General features: G+C 73.3%; 14 protein-coding genes. 5 read left to right on the top strand and 9 right to left on the bottom strand.

Annotation, left to right across the window (positions count from 1 at the left end):
* Positions 1-165: 165 nt before the first annotated feature.
* A complete protein-coding gene (locus O1G22_RS05975) occupies positions 166-936 on the top strand; it encodes a GNAT family N-acetyltransferase (protein ID WP_270080336.1) in 771 nt (256 codons plus the stop codon).
* Positions 936-1,805 (top strand): lysophospholipid acyltransferase family protein, encoded by an 870-nt coding sequence (locus tag O1G22_RS05970; protein WP_270080335.1) that lies wholly within the window; start codon positions 936-938, stop codon positions 1,803-1,805. The genes O1G22_RS05975 and O1G22_RS05970 overlap by 1 nt, the downstream gene beginning before the upstream one ends.
* Before the next feature lie 51 nt (positions 1,806-1,856).
* On the opposite strand, the gene O1G22_RS05965 is transcribed toward O1G22_RS05970, so the two are convergent.
* From O1G22_RS05965 to O1G22_RS05955, 3 genes are all read right to left on the bottom strand, one after another.
* Positions 1,857-4,187, bottom strand: coding sequence for an excinuclease ABC subunit UvrA (locus O1G22_RS05965; protein WP_270080334.1), 2,331 nt, complete (start codon positions 4,185-4,187; stop codon positions 1,857-1,859).
* Positions 4,188-4,219: 32 nt separating this feature from the next.
* Positions 4,220-4,414: an antitoxin gene (locus tag O1G22_RS05960; protein WP_270080333.1), complete on the bottom strand. Its 195-nt coding sequence runs from the start codon at positions 4,412-4,414 to the stop codon at positions 4,220-4,222.
* 72 nt (positions 4,415-4,486) lie between these two features.
* Positions 4,487-5,494: an LLM class flavin-dependent oxidoreductase gene (locus O1G22_RS05955; RefSeq protein ID WP_270080332.1), complete on the bottom strand. Its 1,008-nt coding sequence runs from the start codon at positions 5,492-5,494 to the stop codon at positions 4,487-4,489.
* 64 nt (positions 5,495-5,558) lie between these two features.
* On the opposite strand from O1G22_RS05955, the gene O1G22_RS05950 reads away from it, so the two are divergent.
* Positions 5,559-6,050 carry a phosphatase domain-containing protein gene (locus tag O1G22_RS05950; protein ID WP_270080331.1) on the top strand — a complete coding sequence of 164 codons (492 nt, stop codon included), beginning with the start codon at positions 5,559-5,561 and terminating at the stop codon, positions 6,048-6,050.
* A 6-nt stretch (positions 6,051-6,056) separates the two neighbouring features.
* On the opposite strand, the gene O1G22_RS05945 is transcribed toward O1G22_RS05950, so the two are convergent.
* On the bottom strand, positions 6,057-6,272 hold the full coding sequence (locus O1G22_RS05945; protein WP_225095008.1) for a dodecin: 216 nt from the start codon (positions 6,270-6,272) through the stop codon (positions 6,057-6,059).
* 219 nt (positions 6,273-6,491) lie between these two features.
* On the opposite strand from O1G22_RS05945, the gene O1G22_RS05940 reads away from it, so the two are divergent.
* Positions 6,492-7,745, top strand: a complete 1,254-nt coding sequence (locus O1G22_RS05940) for an extracellular solute-binding protein (protein ID WP_270080330.1) — start codon at positions 6,492-6,494, stop codon at positions 7,743-7,745.
* Positions 7,746-7,758: 13 nt separating this feature from the next.
* Here O1G22_RS05940 and egtD read toward each other — a convergent pair whose 3' ends face one another.
* Genes egtD through egtA form a run of 4 tightly spaced genes read right to left on the bottom strand, consistent with a single transcriptional unit; the run spans position 7,759 to position 12,207 of the window.
* Positions 7,759-8,718 (bottom strand): L-histidine N(alpha)-methyltransferase, encoded by a 960-nt coding sequence (egtD, locus tag O1G22_RS05935; RefSeq protein ID WP_270080329.1) that lies wholly within the window; start codon positions 8,716-8,718, stop codon positions 7,759-7,761.
* A complete protein-coding gene (egtC, locus tag O1G22_RS05930; protein WP_270080328.1) occupies positions 8,715-9,530 on the bottom strand; it encodes an ergothioneine biosynthesis protein EgtC in 816 nt (271 codons plus the stop codon). Before egtC ends, egtD begins: the two co-directional genes overlap by 4 nt.
* On the bottom strand, positions 9,530-10,867 hold the full coding sequence (gene egtB / locus O1G22_RS05925; RefSeq protein WP_270080327.1) for an ergothioneine biosynthesis protein EgtB: 1,338 nt from the start codon (positions 10,865-10,867) through the stop codon (positions 9,530-9,532). Before egtB ends, egtC begins: the two co-directional genes overlap by 1 nt.
* The gene (egtA, locus tag O1G22_RS05920) at positions 10,864-12,207 is read right to left on the bottom strand and encodes an ergothioneine biosynthesis glutamate--cysteine ligase EgtA (protein ID WP_270080326.1); all 1,344 of its coding nucleotides are present in this window, start codon (positions 12,205-12,207) and stop codon (positions 10,864-10,866) included. The genes egtB and egtA overlap by 4 nt, the downstream gene beginning before the upstream one ends.
* A 363-nt stretch (positions 12,208-12,570) precedes the next feature.
* On the opposite strand from egtA, the gene O1G22_RS05915 reads away from it, so the two are divergent.
* Complete coding sequence (locus O1G22_RS05915; RefSeq protein ID WP_270086345.1) at positions 12,571-13,476, top strand: TIGR02452 family protein; 906 nt, start codon at positions 12,571-12,573, stop codon at positions 13,474-13,476.
* Here the strand turns inward: O1G22_RS05915 and O1G22_RS05910 are convergent.
* Positions 13,461-13,907 carry a type II toxin-antitoxin system PemK/MazF family toxin gene (locus O1G22_RS05910; protein ID WP_270080325.1) on the bottom strand — a complete coding sequence of 149 codons (447 nt, stop codon included), beginning with the start codon at positions 13,905-13,907 and terminating at the stop codon, positions 13,461-13,463. The genes O1G22_RS05915 and O1G22_RS05910 overlap by 16 nt on opposite strands.
* Between the last annotated feature and the right edge of the window lie 23 nt (positions 13,908-13,930).

Here is a 13,930-nt window from a genome sequence, read left to right as displayed (position 1 = left end):
GGTTTCCCCGATCATGAGGCCCCCGGCGTTCAGCATTCCCACATCCGCTCTCCCCGCTCAGGTCACGCTGACGCCAACCGGCGTCGGAAGAACAGGAGCGACGGGCCGTACACACCGAGCCCGCCGCCGCTGTCGCCGAACCGGCCCGTGACCATGGAGAGAGCCATGACCGGCGTGTCCACCCTCGACCGTCCCCCGCAGCCCGCGGCACCCACCCGCTACAGCGTCACCCTCGCCCGCGACGAGGACGACGTGCGTGCCGCGCAGCGGCTGCGGCACGACGTCTTCGCCGGGGAGCTGGGGGCCCTGCTGGCCACCTCGGAGCCGGGCCTCGACATCGACGCCTTCGACGCCTACTGCGACCACCTGCTGGTCCGCGACACCGTGACCGGCCAGGTCGTCGGCACCTACCGGCTGCTGCCCCCGGAGCGGGCCGCGGTCGCCGGGCGGCTCTACTCCGAGGGCGAGTTCGAGCTGAGCGCCCTCGACGCGATCCGGCCCGGCCTGGTCGAGGTCGGCCGCTCCTGCGTGCACCCCGACCACCGCGACGGCGCCGTCATCAGCCTGATCTGGGCCGGCATCGCCCGCTACATGGTCGACCGCGGGCACGAGTGGCTGGCCGGCTGCTGCTCGATACCGCTCGCCGACGGCGGCGCCCTCGCGACCGCCACCTGGGAGCGGGTGCGCGCCAAGAACCTGGCCCCCGAGGAGTTCCGGGTACGGCCGCTGCTGCCCTGGACCCCGAACGCCGGGGCCCCCGCCGGGCACAGCGAGCTGCCCGCCCTGCTGCGTGGCTACCTCCGCCTCGGCGCCTGGGTGTGCGGTGAACCCGCGCACGATCCGGACTTCGGGGTCGCCGACCTGTACGTGCTGCTGTCGATGCGCCGGGTCAACGCGCGCTATCTGCGGCACTTCCTCTCCCTCGTGCCGGCCTGATGAGCGTCTGGCTGCCCAGCGCGCCCTGCACCCCGGGCGCCTGTGTGGAGCAGGCCCGCACCGCGGCGGCCGTACCCCGGGCGGTGCTGCGGCTGACCGCCGTCGTGGCTCTGGTGCTGGCCGGGATCGCGCTGTCCCCGTTCGGCGGCCGGATCCCCGCCGAGTGGGTCAGGCGGTGGTGCCGGGCGATCGTGCGGGCCGTCGGGGTCCGGGTCCGCCTCACCGGGACCCCCGCTCCGGCGGGCGGGCTGCTGCTGGTCGCCAACCACGTCTCGTGGCTGGACATCCCGCTGCTCACCGCCGTACGCCCGGCCCGCATGCTCGCCAAGACCGAGATCCGGCAGTGGCCGGTGGCGGGTGCACTGGCCGCGCGCGGCGGGGCTCTGTTCATCGAGCGGGACCGGCTGCGCGCCCTGCCCGAGACGGTCGACCGGATCGCCGGGGCGCTGCGCGCGGGCGCGGCCGTGGCCGCCTTCCCCGAGGGCAGCACCTGGTGCGGACGGGCCCACGGCCGCTTCCACCGGGCCGTCTTCCAGGCCGCGCTCGACGCGGGCGTGCCCGTGCAGCCGGTCGAACTGCGCTACCGGCAGCAGGACGGCGGCCCCGGCACGGCGGCGGCGTTCGTCGGCGAGGACACCCTGCTCGCCTCCCTGTGGCGGGTGGCCCGCGCCCGGGGCCTGATCGCCGAAGTGGAGATACGGCCGCTCATCCCGCCGGGCGCCCACCCCGACCGCCGTACCCTGGCCCGCGCGGCCACGCCGGTGAGCCCGGAACCGGCCTGGACGCACACGGCCCTGGTCGCGGGCGGGCCCGGGACGGGCGGTTACCGGGACTCTTCCATTCATCCCCGGCGTTCACGCCGGGGATGAATGCATCTCGTGGGTGGTGGGTATGCCGCACGCGTCGGCGACGCGCGGCACTCACGGCATGACCCGGGCCAGATACGGCGCGGTGGCGCTGGCCGCCGACCGGGCCACCTGTTCCGGCGGACCGGACGCCACGACCCGGCCGCCCCGGTCGCCGCCGCCCGGACCCAGGTCGATCACCCAGTCGGCGCCCGCGACGACCGTCATGTCGTGCTCGACCACCACGACCGTGTGCCCGGCGTCGACCAGCCCGTGCAGCCGCTCCATCAGCACCTCGACGTCGGCCGGATGCAGCCCGGTGGTGGGCTCGTCCAGCAGGTACAGGGTGTGGCCGCGCCGGCCGCGCTGCAGCTCGCTCGCCAGCTTGATCCGCTGGGCCTCGCCGCCGGACAGCTCGGTCGCCGGCTGCCCGAGCCTCAGATAGCCGAGGCCCACGCCGAGCAGGGTGCCCAGGCTCCGGGCGGCGGCCGGGACGTCCGCGAAGAACCTCGCAGCCGCCTCCACCGTCAGATCGAGCACCTCGGCGATGTTCCGTTCCCGGTACGTCACCTGAAGTGTCTCGGGGTTGTAGCGGGCACCCCCGCAGTCCGGGCAGGGCGCGTAGGTGCTCGGCAGGAACAGCAGCTCGACGCTGACGAACCCCTCGCCCTGACAGGTCTCGCAGCGGCCCCCCGCCACGTTGAAGGAGAACCGTCCGACGCCGTACCCGCGCGAGCGCGCCTCCTCGGTGCCGGCGAACACCTTGCGGACGACGTCGAACAGGCCGGTGTAGGTGGCCAGATTGGAGCGCGGGGTCCGTCCGATCGGCCGCTGGTCGACCCGGACCAGCCGCTCCACGCCCGCCAGCTCCTCGGTCAACTCGCCGATGAGTGTGGACTTTCCGGAACCGGAGACACCGGTGACAGCGGTGAACGCGGCCCGCGGGAACCGCGCCGTCACCGCGCGCAGGTTGTGCCGGCTCACGGGGCCGACCGTCAACCAGCCGCGCGGCTCGCGGACTTGGCGAGCGGCCCCCGGAGACTCGTCGAACAGATAGGCCGCCGTCGCCGACTCCTCGACGCACTCCAGCTCGGCGGGCGGCCCGCTGTACAGCACCTGTCCGCCGTGCTCGCCCGCGCCGGGGCCGACGTCCACCAGCCAGTCCGCGCCGCGCACCACCTCCAGATGGTGCTCCACCACGAACACCGAGTTCCCGGCCGCCTTCAGCCGCTCCAGCACGGTCAGCAGCGCCTCGGTGTCCGCCGGGTGCAGTCCGGCCGACGGCTCGTCCAGGACGTACACCACGCCGAACAGCCCGGAGCGCAACTGGGTGGCCAGGCGCAGTCGTTGCAGCTCGCCCGCCGAGAGGGTGGGAGTGGACCGGTCGAGGCTGAGGTAGCCGAGGCCCAGTTCGACCACCGGTGCGATCCGGGACCGCAGGTCCTCGGTGAGCACCCGGGCGGTCTCGTCGTGGCCGTCGAGCAGTCCGGCCAGGTCCGTCAGCGGCAGCGCGGCCAGCTCGGCGATGCTGCGGCCGCCGAAGGTCACCGCGAGCGCCTCCGGCCGCAGTCGGCTGCCCCCGCACACCCGGCACGGCGCGGCGGTCAGAAAACGTTCCGCCTTCGCGCGCAGCGCCTGGGACTTGGTGTCCGCGAAGGTCTTCAGCACATACCGGCGAGCGCTCATGTACGTGCCCTGGTACGGCCGTTGGATGCGGTCGGCGTCCCGTACCGGGTGGACGGTGACGACCGGCTGCTCGTCCGTGAACAGGATCCACGCGCGCTCTTCGGCCGGGAGTTCGCGCCAGGGCCGGTCGACGTCGTGGCCGAGAGTGTCGAGGATGTCCCGCAGGTTCTTGCCCTGCCAGGCACCCGGCCAGGCGGCGATCGCGCCCTCGCGGATCGACAGCGCGGGGTCCGGGACCAGCAGTTCCTCGGACGTGTCGTGGACCTGGCCGAGGCCGTGGCACTCCGGGCAGGCACCGGCCGCCGTGTTCGGCGAGAACGCGTCCGAGTCCAGGCGTTCGGCGCCCGGCGGATACTCCCCGGCGCGCGAGAACAGCATGCGCAGGGAGTTGGAGAGATTGGTGACCGTGCCCACCGAGGAACGGGAGGTGGGAGCCGCGCGGCGCTGCTGGAGCGAGACCGCGGGCGGCAGCCCGGTGATCTCCCCGACCTTGGGCGCCCCGACCTGGTGGATGAGCCGGCGCGCGTACGGCGCGACCGACTCGAAGTAGCGCCGCTGGGCCTCGGCGTAGATCGTGCCGAACGCCAGGGACGACTTCCCCGAGCCGGACACGCCGGTGAACACGGCCAGTACGTCCCGCGGGATGTCCACGTCGACGCCCTTCAGGTTGTGCTCGCGGGCGCCGCGGACGCGGACGTAGGGGTCATGTGGGTGGTGCATAGACGCGCAACTCTATCCGCGCCCGCGCACCGCTACTGCGGAGGGTTGTCCCGGTCTTGTTCCTGGATTCCGAGCTGCTCGTCGATCTTCTTCTGCGCGGCGTCGGTCTGGGAGCTGTATTTGTTCTGGGTCTTCGCGTCGAACGCGTCGCCCGCCTTGTCGACACCCTGCCGGGCCTGGTCCTCGTGGCCCTTGAGCATCTGCTTGAGCTTGTCCATCACGGACATGGCAGCCCTCCTGGTCGTGTGAGGCTTCCCCTCCCAGGGTCACCGGCCCCGGCCGCGCTCGCATCTCGGGCGTCAGCGGCCCGGGGCGAAGAGGCCGGCGAGCCGCCGGTAGGAGTCCAGCAGGGCCGTACGGTCGTAGGCGCTGGTGGTGACCAGGACCTCGTCGGCGCCCGACTCCTTCAGCACCGTCTCCAGCTCGTGGGCGACCTGTTCCGCCGTGCCCGCGATGTGCCCCGCGAGCCCGGACTCGTAGAGATCCCGCTCCTTCGCGGTCATCGCGCGGGCCTCGGTCTCCTCGGCGGGGGCGAGCGGCGGGAAGGTGCCGTGGGTGCGGGAGTACGCCATCGACCAGGCCTCGGGCACCAGCAGCCGCCGCGCCTGCGCCTCGGTGCCGGCGACCGCGATCGTGCCGGAGACCACGACGTACGGCGCGGACGCCCAGGGGGAGGGGCGGAACTCGGTGCGATAGCGGTCGATGCCGCGCAGCATCTTCTCGCGGTGCCGGAGGTCCCCGATGACCATGGGCAGCCCGGCGCGCGCCGCGATCCGCGCGCCTTCGCCCATGGCCAGCACGAACGGCGGCACCCGCAGGCCCTCGGCGGGGCGGGCGTGCACCCCGGTCGGCGAGGTGCCCTCGAACCAGCCGAGCAGCTCGCCGAGCTGGGCCGCGAAGTCCTCGGCGTCCTCCTTGTCCCGGCCGAGGGCCCTGCGCACCCCGTCGGTGAAGCCGACGGACCGCCCGAGCCCCATGTCGATCCGCCCGGGGAACAGCGCCTCCAGTACGCCGAACTGCTCGGCGACGACGAGGGGCCGGTGGTTGGGCAGCATCACCCCGCCGGTGCCGACCCGGATGGTGCGGGTGGCCGCGGCGACAGCGGCGGCGAGCACGGTCGGCGCGGACCCGGCGACACCGGGCACGCCGTGGTGCTCGGACACCCAGAAACGGTGGTAGCCCAGGGCCTCCGCACGACGGGCCAGCGCGACGGTGTCCCGCAGCGCCTCGGCGGGCGGCCGTCCCGCGCGGGTGCGGGAACGGTCGAGGACGGAGAACCGGGTCCGGGCGATCACTGAGCTGCTCACACAGGTGTCAACGCGCTGCGGGACCGGGGATTCCCGGGCGGCGGGTCCTGGCTAGGGTGGCGGGGTGACCGACAGCAGCAAGCGGCCGCTCGCCGTGTTCGACCTCGACAACACCCTGGCCGACACCGGCCACCGGCAGCACTTTCTCGAAGAACGGCCGCGGGACTGGGACGGGTTCTTCGCGGCCGCGCCCCAGGATCCGCCGATCACCGAGGGCATCGCGCTGGCCGTGGAGAGCGCCCGCGCGTGCGAGGTCGTCTATCTCACCGGCCGCCCCGAGCGGTGCCGGCGAGACACTCTGGACTGGCTCGCGGCCCACGGGCTGCCCGAGGGGCGGGTGTTCATGCGGGGCAACGCCGATCGCAGGCCCGCTCGGTTCACCAAGCTGGAGATCCTGCGCCGGCTCGCCCAGGGCCGTGAGATCCGCTTCGTCGTGGACGACGACGAACTGGTCTGTGACGACGCCGAACGCGCCGGGTTCCGCGTCGTACGGGCCCGCTGGACCGCGAAGTCCGTCGTGCTGGAAGAGGTTCAGGAGCGGGAGGGCCGCACCTGAGGGGCGTCAGGTGCCGTCCTCGATGCGGAAGCCCACCTTCAGCCCCACCTGGTAGTGCTCGATCCGCCCGTTCTCGATCTGCCCGCGCACCTCCGTCACCACGAACCAGTCCAGATTGCGCAGCGTCTGGTCGGCGCGCGCGATGCCGTTGCGGATGGCCTGGTCGATACCTTCGTGCGAGGTGCCGACGATCTCGGTGACGCGATAGGTGTGATTCGACATGAGGGTGCTCCTCTCGGGTCAGGCCACCCTCCACCGTGCCGCATCCCCGCCCCGCCCGCACGGCGTCCCGGAACTACCGCGGGTAGCCCATGGCCCCGCCCTTGACCTCTGCATTGGTCCATACCAAAATCCAGCACACCCGTGCGAGCGCCGCCGCTCGTCCCCCCACGTCGGGCCCCCACGCCTGTCCGCACCTTGCCAGACAGAACAGGACCCCTCGTGAGACGTCGTCTGCTCGCCCTCGTCTGTGCCACCGGCTGCCTCGTGAGCGCCTGCGGGATGCTCCCGGGCGGGCACGGGCGCAAGACCGTCACCGTGTGGCTGATGAAGGACAGCGCCTCCGAGGAGTTCCTCCGGCGCTTCACCGGGGACTTCGAGCGCACCCACCAGGACCTGCGCCTCGACATCCGCATCCAGCAGTGGACCGGCATCGTCGAGAAGGTCCGCACGGCGCTCAAGGACACCTCCGGCGACGGACCCGACGTCATCGAGGTCGGCAACACCCAGGTGCCGCTGTACGCCGACGGCGGCCGACTCGCCGATCTCACCCTGGAGTCGATGCGCGACTGGGGCAAGGACCAGTGGCTGCCCGGCCTCGCCGAGCCCGGCAAGGACGGCAACGCGCAGTACGGCATCCCCTGGTACGCGGCCAACCGCGTCGTCATCTACCGCAAGGACCTGTTCGAGGCGGCCGGCATCAGCGGCCCGCCGAAGACCCGCGACGAGTGGCTCGCCGATACCGAGAAGCTCAACTCCGGCCGCAACCAGGGCATTTACCTCGCCGGACAGGACTGGTACACGCTCTCCGGCTTCATCTGGGACGAGGGCGGCGACCTCGCCGTGCAGAAGGACTACGACTGGAAGGGCACCCTGGACACCGCGGCCGCGCTGCGCGGCATGGACTTCTACCGCCGGCTCCAGGCCCTCGGCCGGGGTCCCGTGGGCGCCGACGAGGAACACCCGCCCCAGGCCGGGGTGTTCGCCGGCGGCCAGGTCGCGCAGATCGTCGCCGTACCCGGGCTCGCCCAGTCGATCGTCCGGCAGAACCCGGGTCTGAAGGGCAAGCTGGGCTTCTTCCCGGTGCCCGGGAAGACCGCCGCCCGGCCGGGCGCCGTGTTCACCGGCGGCTCCGACCTCGTCGTCCCCCAGAACACCAGGGACCAGTTCGCGGCGACCGCCGTCGTCGGCGCGCTCACCGGCGCCACGTGGGACACCGAACTCGCCCGCACCATGAACTACGTGCCCAACAAGACCACGCTGACGGGCGCGGTCGCGGGCGAGGAGGGGGTCGCCGCCATGGCCGCGGGCGCGGCGCACGGGCGGGCGACCCCCAGCACCCCTCAGTGGGCCGACGTCGAGGCCGACAATCCGATCAAGGAGTACATGACCCGGGTGCTCCGCGGCGCGGACCCGGCGACCGAGGCCCGCCGCGCCTCCCGCAGGATCACCGAGGAGCTGACCCCCAGCCTCTGATCCCGCCTCCGCTTCACTGGGCCACGCTCAGCGACAGCGCGAACCGGCCCTCCGCGTCGGTCCACCAGTGCGTCAACTCAAGCCCGGCATCGGCCAGTTCGCCGGTGATTCCGTCCCGGCGGAACTTCGCCGACACCTCGGTGCGCAGCTCCTCGCCCGCCGCGAAGTCCACGGCCAGGTCCAGCGCGGGCACCTTCACGGTCTGCGCGGTACGGGAGCGCAGCCGCATCTCGATCCACTCGCGCTCGGCGTCCCACAGGGCCACGTGGTCGAAGGTGTCCGGGTCGAAGTCGGCGCCCAGTTCCCGGTCGACGACGGCCAGCACGTTCTTGTTGAACTCGGCCGTCACTCCGGCCGCGTCGTCGTAGGCCCGCACCAGCACGTTTTCGTCCTTGACGAGGTCGGTGCCGAGCAGCAGCCCGTCGCCCGGCGCGAGCAGCCCGCGCACGGAGGCCAGGAACTTCCCCCGCTCGTCCGGCAGCAGATTGCCGATCGTGCCGCCGAGGAACGCCAGCAGCCGGGGTCCCGGAGTGGCCGGCAGGGTGAGCGGGGCGGTGAAGTCGGCGATCAGTGCGTGGACTTCGAGGCCGGGGCGCTCCTCGACGAGCGCCTGCCCGGCCTGGGTGAGGGCGCTCTCGCTGACGTCGACCGGGACGTACGCCGCGGGCGTGAGCGCGTCGAGCAGATGGCGGGTCTTCTCCGAGGAGCCCGAGCCCAGCTCGACCAGGGTGCGGGCGCCGCTCGCCGCGGCGATCTCGCCGGACCGGGCGAGCAGGATCTCCCGCTCGGCCCGCGTCGGGTAGTACTCGGGCAACTCGGTGATCTGCTCGAACAGTTCACTGCCCCGGGCGTCGTAGAACCACTTCGGCGGCAGCCACTTGGGGTGATCGGTGAGGCCGTGCAGGACGTCGGCGCGCAGCGCGGCGTCCGTCGCGTCCTCGGGGAGGGTGCGGGTGACGTGCAGGGGGCTCACGTACAAGGCTCCTTCGATGATGGGGGTCCCCCCGCCCGAGCGGAGTCGAGAGTGGGGGAGGACGCCGGATCCGCCGGCGGGGCGAGCAGCACGCCGGCGCGGCTCGCGGTGAGCACGGTGCGGTCGGGGACCTCCTGCCAGAGCGGGTCGTCGTCGTAGGGCTCGGAGGCGACGACCGTGCTCCGGCCGGGCTCCGTGCGGTACCAGAGGCTGTCGCCCCAGGCGGTGGCGGCGATCGTGACGCCGTCGGTCAGCAGCAGATTGAGCCGGGAGGCGGGGGCCGCCCCGGCCAGCTGGCGAACCGTTTCGCCCAAGGCCTGGCCGGGGTCGTCGCCCGCGCGTAGCCGGTGCAGGACCAGCGCCCACACGAACGCCGAGTCGGTACGGGCCTCCAGCGTCAGCAGCTCGACCGGGGGCAGGGCGGACATCAGCGGGGCGGCCGAGTCCGGCCAGCCCGCGACGGCCCCGTTGTGACTGAACAGCCACCGCCCGGCGGTGAAGGGCGCCGCGGCGGCCTCGGCGTCCGCGCCCGCGAGCGTCGCGTCCCGTACGGCGGCGAGCACGGCGCCGGAGCGCACCACCCGGGCCAGATCGGCGAAGGACAGGTCCGCCCAGATGGGCCCGGCCCGCCGGTAGCGCGCCGGGACGGGATCCCCCGGGGCGTACCAACCCACCCCGAAACCATCGGCGTTGACCGTCCCGGACGCCTGCCGCTCGGGCGACCACGACTGGTGCACCAGGCTGTGCGCAGGCTCCATGAGGATCCGGCCCAGCGGTGTCTCCGGCCCCAGATAGGCGATGTGACGGCACATCAGACGGCCGCCGTGCGGGCCGTGCGGAATCCGGAGAAGATCTGCCGCCGGATCGGATAGTCCCAGTTGCGGAACGTGCCCCGGCAGGCCACCGGGTCCACCGCGAACGAACCGCCGCGCAGGACCTTGTACTCGGGGCCGAAGAACACCTCCGAGTACTCCTTGTACGGGAACGCCTGGAACCCGGGGTACGGCAGGAAGTCGCTCGCCGTCCACTCCCACACGTCCCCGATCAACTGCCGTACGCCAAGCGGGGATTCACCGGCCGGGTAGCTGCCGGCGGGTGCGGGACCGAGGTGCCGCTGGCCCAGGTTGGCGTGGTGCGGCGCCGGGTCCGCGTCGCCCCAGGGGTAGCGCCGGGAGCGGCCGGTGGCCGGGTCGTGGCGGGCGGCCTTCTCCCACTCCGTCTCGGTGGGCAGCCGCCGTCCGGCCCAGCGGGCGTAGGCGTCGGCCTCGTACCAGCACACGTGCAGCACCGGCTCGTCCGGTACGACCGGCTCGGTGACCCCGAACCGGCGGCGCAGCCACTGCCCGCCCTCCCGGTGCCAGAACAGCGGGGCCGTGAGGGAGTGCTGCCGGATGTGCGCCCAGCCCTCCGGCGTCCACCAGCGTTCGGTGTCGTACCCGCCGTCCTCGATGAACGCCAGGTACGCCGCGTTCGTCACCGGGGTGGTGTCGATCCAGAACGGTGCCACCTCTCGGACATGTGCGGGGCGTTCGTTGTCCAGCGCCCACGGCTCGCCGGAGGTGCCCATCGTGAACGGGCCGCCGGGCACCAGGACTTCGGCCGGACCGGTGTACGGTGGCGCCGGCTCGGGATCGGGGGCGGTCAGCGCCCGCGGTCCCTTTCTGAGCTGATGGGTGATCAGCATCGTCTCGTCGTGCTGCTGCTCGTGCTGGGCGATCATTCCGAAGGCGAAGGCGGCCTCGGTCAGCCGTGAGCCGTGGAAGTCGGCGCCCGCCAGCAGGTCCAGCACCCGGCCGCGCACCTCGGCCGCGTACTGCCGGGCCTTGGCGGGCGGCAGCAGCGGCAGCGAGGGACGCGCGGAGCGCGGGTGCTCGAAGGCGTCGTACAGGCCGTCGATCTCGGGCCGCATCGCCTCCCGGCCGCCGACCGCCCGCAGCAGCCACAGCTCCTCCTGGTTGCCGATGTGTGCGAGGTCCCACACGAGCGGCGACATCAGCGGGGAGTGCTGGGCGGTGAGGTCCGGGTCCTCGACGCAGCTGGTCAGCAGCGTGGTGCGGTCACGGGCGGTGAGCAGCGAGGTGAGCGCGCGCTCGCGCAGCGCCTCGGTGTCCCACTCGCTCACCGCGGTCTCGGTCTCGGGGGCGGTCATGTGCGGATGTCCTTCCTCCGACGGTCGGCGGGGGTGCCCCCGGTGCGGCCGGACCGGGACGCGCCCATGTCGCGCCGCAGGTCCAGCAGGTCGTCGGCCGGGCAGCGGCCCCGGGCGACGTAACGGTCGAGGTATGCGGCCACCGCGTCGGTGACCTCGGTGGTGGCCCCGAGCCGGGGCAGCGCCCCGAGCGCCGCCGCGAAACACACGGCGGCGGCCTCGCGCAGTTCCGGATCGGCGAGCCCGTGCCGCGCCGCGTCGGTCCAGAGGGGGTTGTGGGGGGCCGGCCGGTCCAGGGCGCGTTCCGCGAGCGGTTTCACGGTCCGGTACGCCGTCTCGGCGGCCTCCAGGTCGTCGAACAGCGCTGCCGTCACCGCGAGCGGCACGATCCAGCCGTCCTCGCCGGGCTGCGCGTCGATCATGCGCAGCTCCAGATGGCCGCGCGGCCGGACCGGCGGGAACAGCGTGGTCAGGTGATAGTCCAGGTCCGCCCGGGTGGGCGGCCGGGGCGACCCGGAGCGGGTCCACTCCCGGAAGGTGAGCCCTTCGGGCACCTCCCACGGCCCGCCGTCCTGGCGGACGCACATCACCGGTGAGTCCAGCACATGCCGGGCCCAGGCGGTCCGCGGACCGTCGTCCAGCGGGGGAGCGCCCGCCCGGTCGGCGCCGATCTCCGTCCACAGCAGTTGCCGGGTGGACAGCCAGCCCGTGGGCTCCTGGCCGATCAGCGGGGAGTTGGCGAACGCGGCCACCAGGACCGCGCCCAGGTGATGCGCCAGCCACCAGCGCCGCACATGCCCGAGCGGGCCGGGCTCCTCGTGCCCGGCGTCCACGCAGACCTGCACGGAGGCGGAGGCGCACATCATGCGGCGGCCGGCCGGACCGGTGCGGTCCAGGCAGATCTCCATGGCGTCGTAGCGCGGCTCGTGCAGGAACCGGCGCGGGGTGTGCCAGGGATCGTGGCCGATGCCGACGAGGGTGAGCCCGTCCTCGGCGAGGGCGCCGCGCACGGTGTCCAGGTCGGCCGAGACGGTGCGGATGCACTCCATCAGGGAGGCGGCGGGCGGCGAACTGAGCTCCAGCTGGCCGCCGGGCTCGACGGTGAGCGGCGAGCGCAGGGGTACGGCCCGCAGGGCGGCGTAGGCCGCTTCGAGCCGTTCGGGTGTCACGGGGACCTGGGGGGCGTCCACATCGTGGACCAGCCACTCCAGTTCGACACCGAGCGCGCGGGGCGGCCCGGTCTTGAAGCAGATGCCCTTGACCAGGGCCTCCACCTCGGCCTCGGTGACGGCGGTGCGGTGGTCGGTACAGTCGCCGCCGTCGCTCTTCGAGTCGGACATGTCGGGATCCTCCTGAGATTCCACCATGCCAGCGGCCCGGTTTGTCAGGGGGCCGGGTCGGCATCCGTTCCACCCAAGACCCTTGAGCCGGTTCGCACAAGGGCGCCCCACCGGACGTTCCGGTTCGGTCACCTCCGTTTCCGTACGCGTTCTCCGGGGCGTAGCGAGCCGGGAAACTCCGTTGCGGCGTAAGCCCAGCATCACCCACGATGCGTACATGAGCACGACGGGGGAGACCGCACGGGCGGTGACCAGGGCGTCCACGGGGGTGGCGCCGTGAGCGCACGCCTGCCGGCGAGTGAGCCGAAGGGGCGCGCCGGCGGTGAGAGACCGAACGCGCGGAGGCCCGAAGGGTCGAGCACGATCGGGCTCTCACCACCGGCTGAGGCGCCCCGTAGGCGAACGGAAAGATGCCGCATCGCCGCGGAGACCGAAAGGATCGTGGCCGCGGGCCGGTACCGGGCGCCGGGCGGCCGGGAAGTCTCGCTGGCGGCGCAGATCGAGGCCGCGCGAGCGGGGACGCGGATGTTCGGACCGGAACCGGTTCCCGTACCGGAACCGGTTTCCGTACGGCAATCGGGTGGGGTCGATGGTTCCGTCGCCGAGGGCACTGTTGTCGAGGTCACCGGCGAGAGCAGCCTGGAGGCCGCCCGCCGGCTGGCCGGCGCACCCGTCGCCGTACTGAACTTCGCCTCGGCCCGGAATCCGGGCGGCGGCTACCTCAACGGCGCGCAGGCCCAGGAGGAGGCCCTGTGCCGCGCCTCCGCGCTGTACACCTGCCTGCTCACGACCCGCGCCTTCTACGACCACCACCGCGCCGACCGCGACGCGTTCTACACGGACCGGGTCATCCACTCACCGGCCGTCCCGGTCTTCCGCGACGACCGCGGCCTGCTGCTGGCCGAGCCGTACGCGGCGGGCTTCCTGACCGCGGCCGCCCCCAACGCGGGCGTCGTGCGGCGTACGGCGCCGGAGCGCGCCGCCGGCCTGCCGGAAGCCCTGGCGCTCCGTGCCGAGCGGGTGCTGGAGACGGCCGCCGTGCACGGCTACCGCCACCTGGTGCTCGGCGCCTGGGGATGCGGGGTGTTCCAGAACGACCCGGCACAGGTCGCGGGCGCCTTCCGGGCACTGCTCGGCCCCGGCGGCCGGTTCGCCCGGACCTTCGACCACGTCGTGTTCGGGGTGCTGGACCGGACGCCGGGAGCGGTGGTGCGGGAGGCGTTCGCACGGGCGTTTCCCGAGGCGAGCGGGGCTCAGGTCCAGCCGTAGCGCTCGTGCAGGCGCCGGCGGACCAGGTCGAACCGCATCCGGTCCAGCGCGCAGGCCTCGCGGCGCATGCCCTCCTCGTGCAGGCGCAGCACGCGGTCCACGTCCACCCAGGAGTCCCGGTCGGAGCGGTCCCACGGCCCGCTGCCGATCGCCACGTAGTCCCGGTCGCCGTCGTGCCGCTTGCTGGTCAGCTGTACGGCGAGGAAGGTGCCGGCCGTCTCGCGGGCGACGACCAGCACCGGGCGGTCCTTGCCCCGGCCGTCGTTCTCCTCGAAGGGCACCCAGGTCCACACGATCTCGCCGGGGTCGGGGTCGCCGTCGTGGGCCGGGGAGTACTCGGTGCGCACCCGGCCGACCTCGCGCGGGTCGGCCTCGGTGGTGGCGTGGGGGCCGTACCGGCCGGGGACGTTCTCTTCGGTAAACGTGCTCACGGGGGCACCCTAGCGGCCGGGCG

The sequence above is a fragment of the Streptomyces camelliae genome, from assembly GCF_027625935.1.
In the GTDB taxonomy this organism is placed as follows: Bacteria; Actinomycetota; Actinomycetes; order Streptomycetales; family Streptomycetaceae; genus Streptomyces; species Streptomyces camelliae.
This window is presented reverse-complemented; position numbering and strand designations above follow the sequence as displayed.

Excerpts from the sequence above, each read along its gene's own strand:
- O1G22_RS05970 (WP_270080335.1), top strand. The coding sequence starts at position 936 with ATGAGCGTCTGGCTGCCCAGCGCGCCCTGCACCCCGGGCGCCTGTGTG.
- O1G22_RS05965 (WP_270080334.1), bottom strand. The coding sequence starts at position 4,187 with ATGCACCACCCACATGACCCCTACGTCCGCGTCCGCGGCGCCCGCGAG.
- egtC (WP_270080328.1), bottom strand. The coding sequence starts at position 9,530 with ATGTGCCGTCACATCGCCTATCTGGGGCCGGAGACACCGCTGGGCCGG.
- O1G22_RS05960 (WP_270080333.1), bottom strand. The coding sequence starts at position 4,414 with ATGTCCGTGATGGACAAGCTCAAGCAGATGCTCAAGGGCCACGAGGAC.
- O1G22_RS05945 (WP_225095008.1), bottom strand. The coding sequence starts at position 6,272 with ATGTCGAATCACACCTATCGCGTCACCGAGATCGTCGGCACCTCGCAC.
- O1G22_RS05975 (WP_270080336.1), top strand. The coding sequence starts at position 166 with ATGACCGGCGTGTCCACCCTCGACCGTCCCCCGCAGCCCGCGGCACCC.
- egtA (WP_270080326.1), bottom strand. The coding sequence starts at position 12,207 with ATGTCCGACTCGAAGAGCGACGGCGGCGACTGTACCGACCACCGCACC.
- egtB (WP_270080327.1), bottom strand. The coding sequence starts at position 10,867 with ATGACCGCCCCCGAGACCGAGACCGCGGTGAGCGAGTGGGACACCGAG.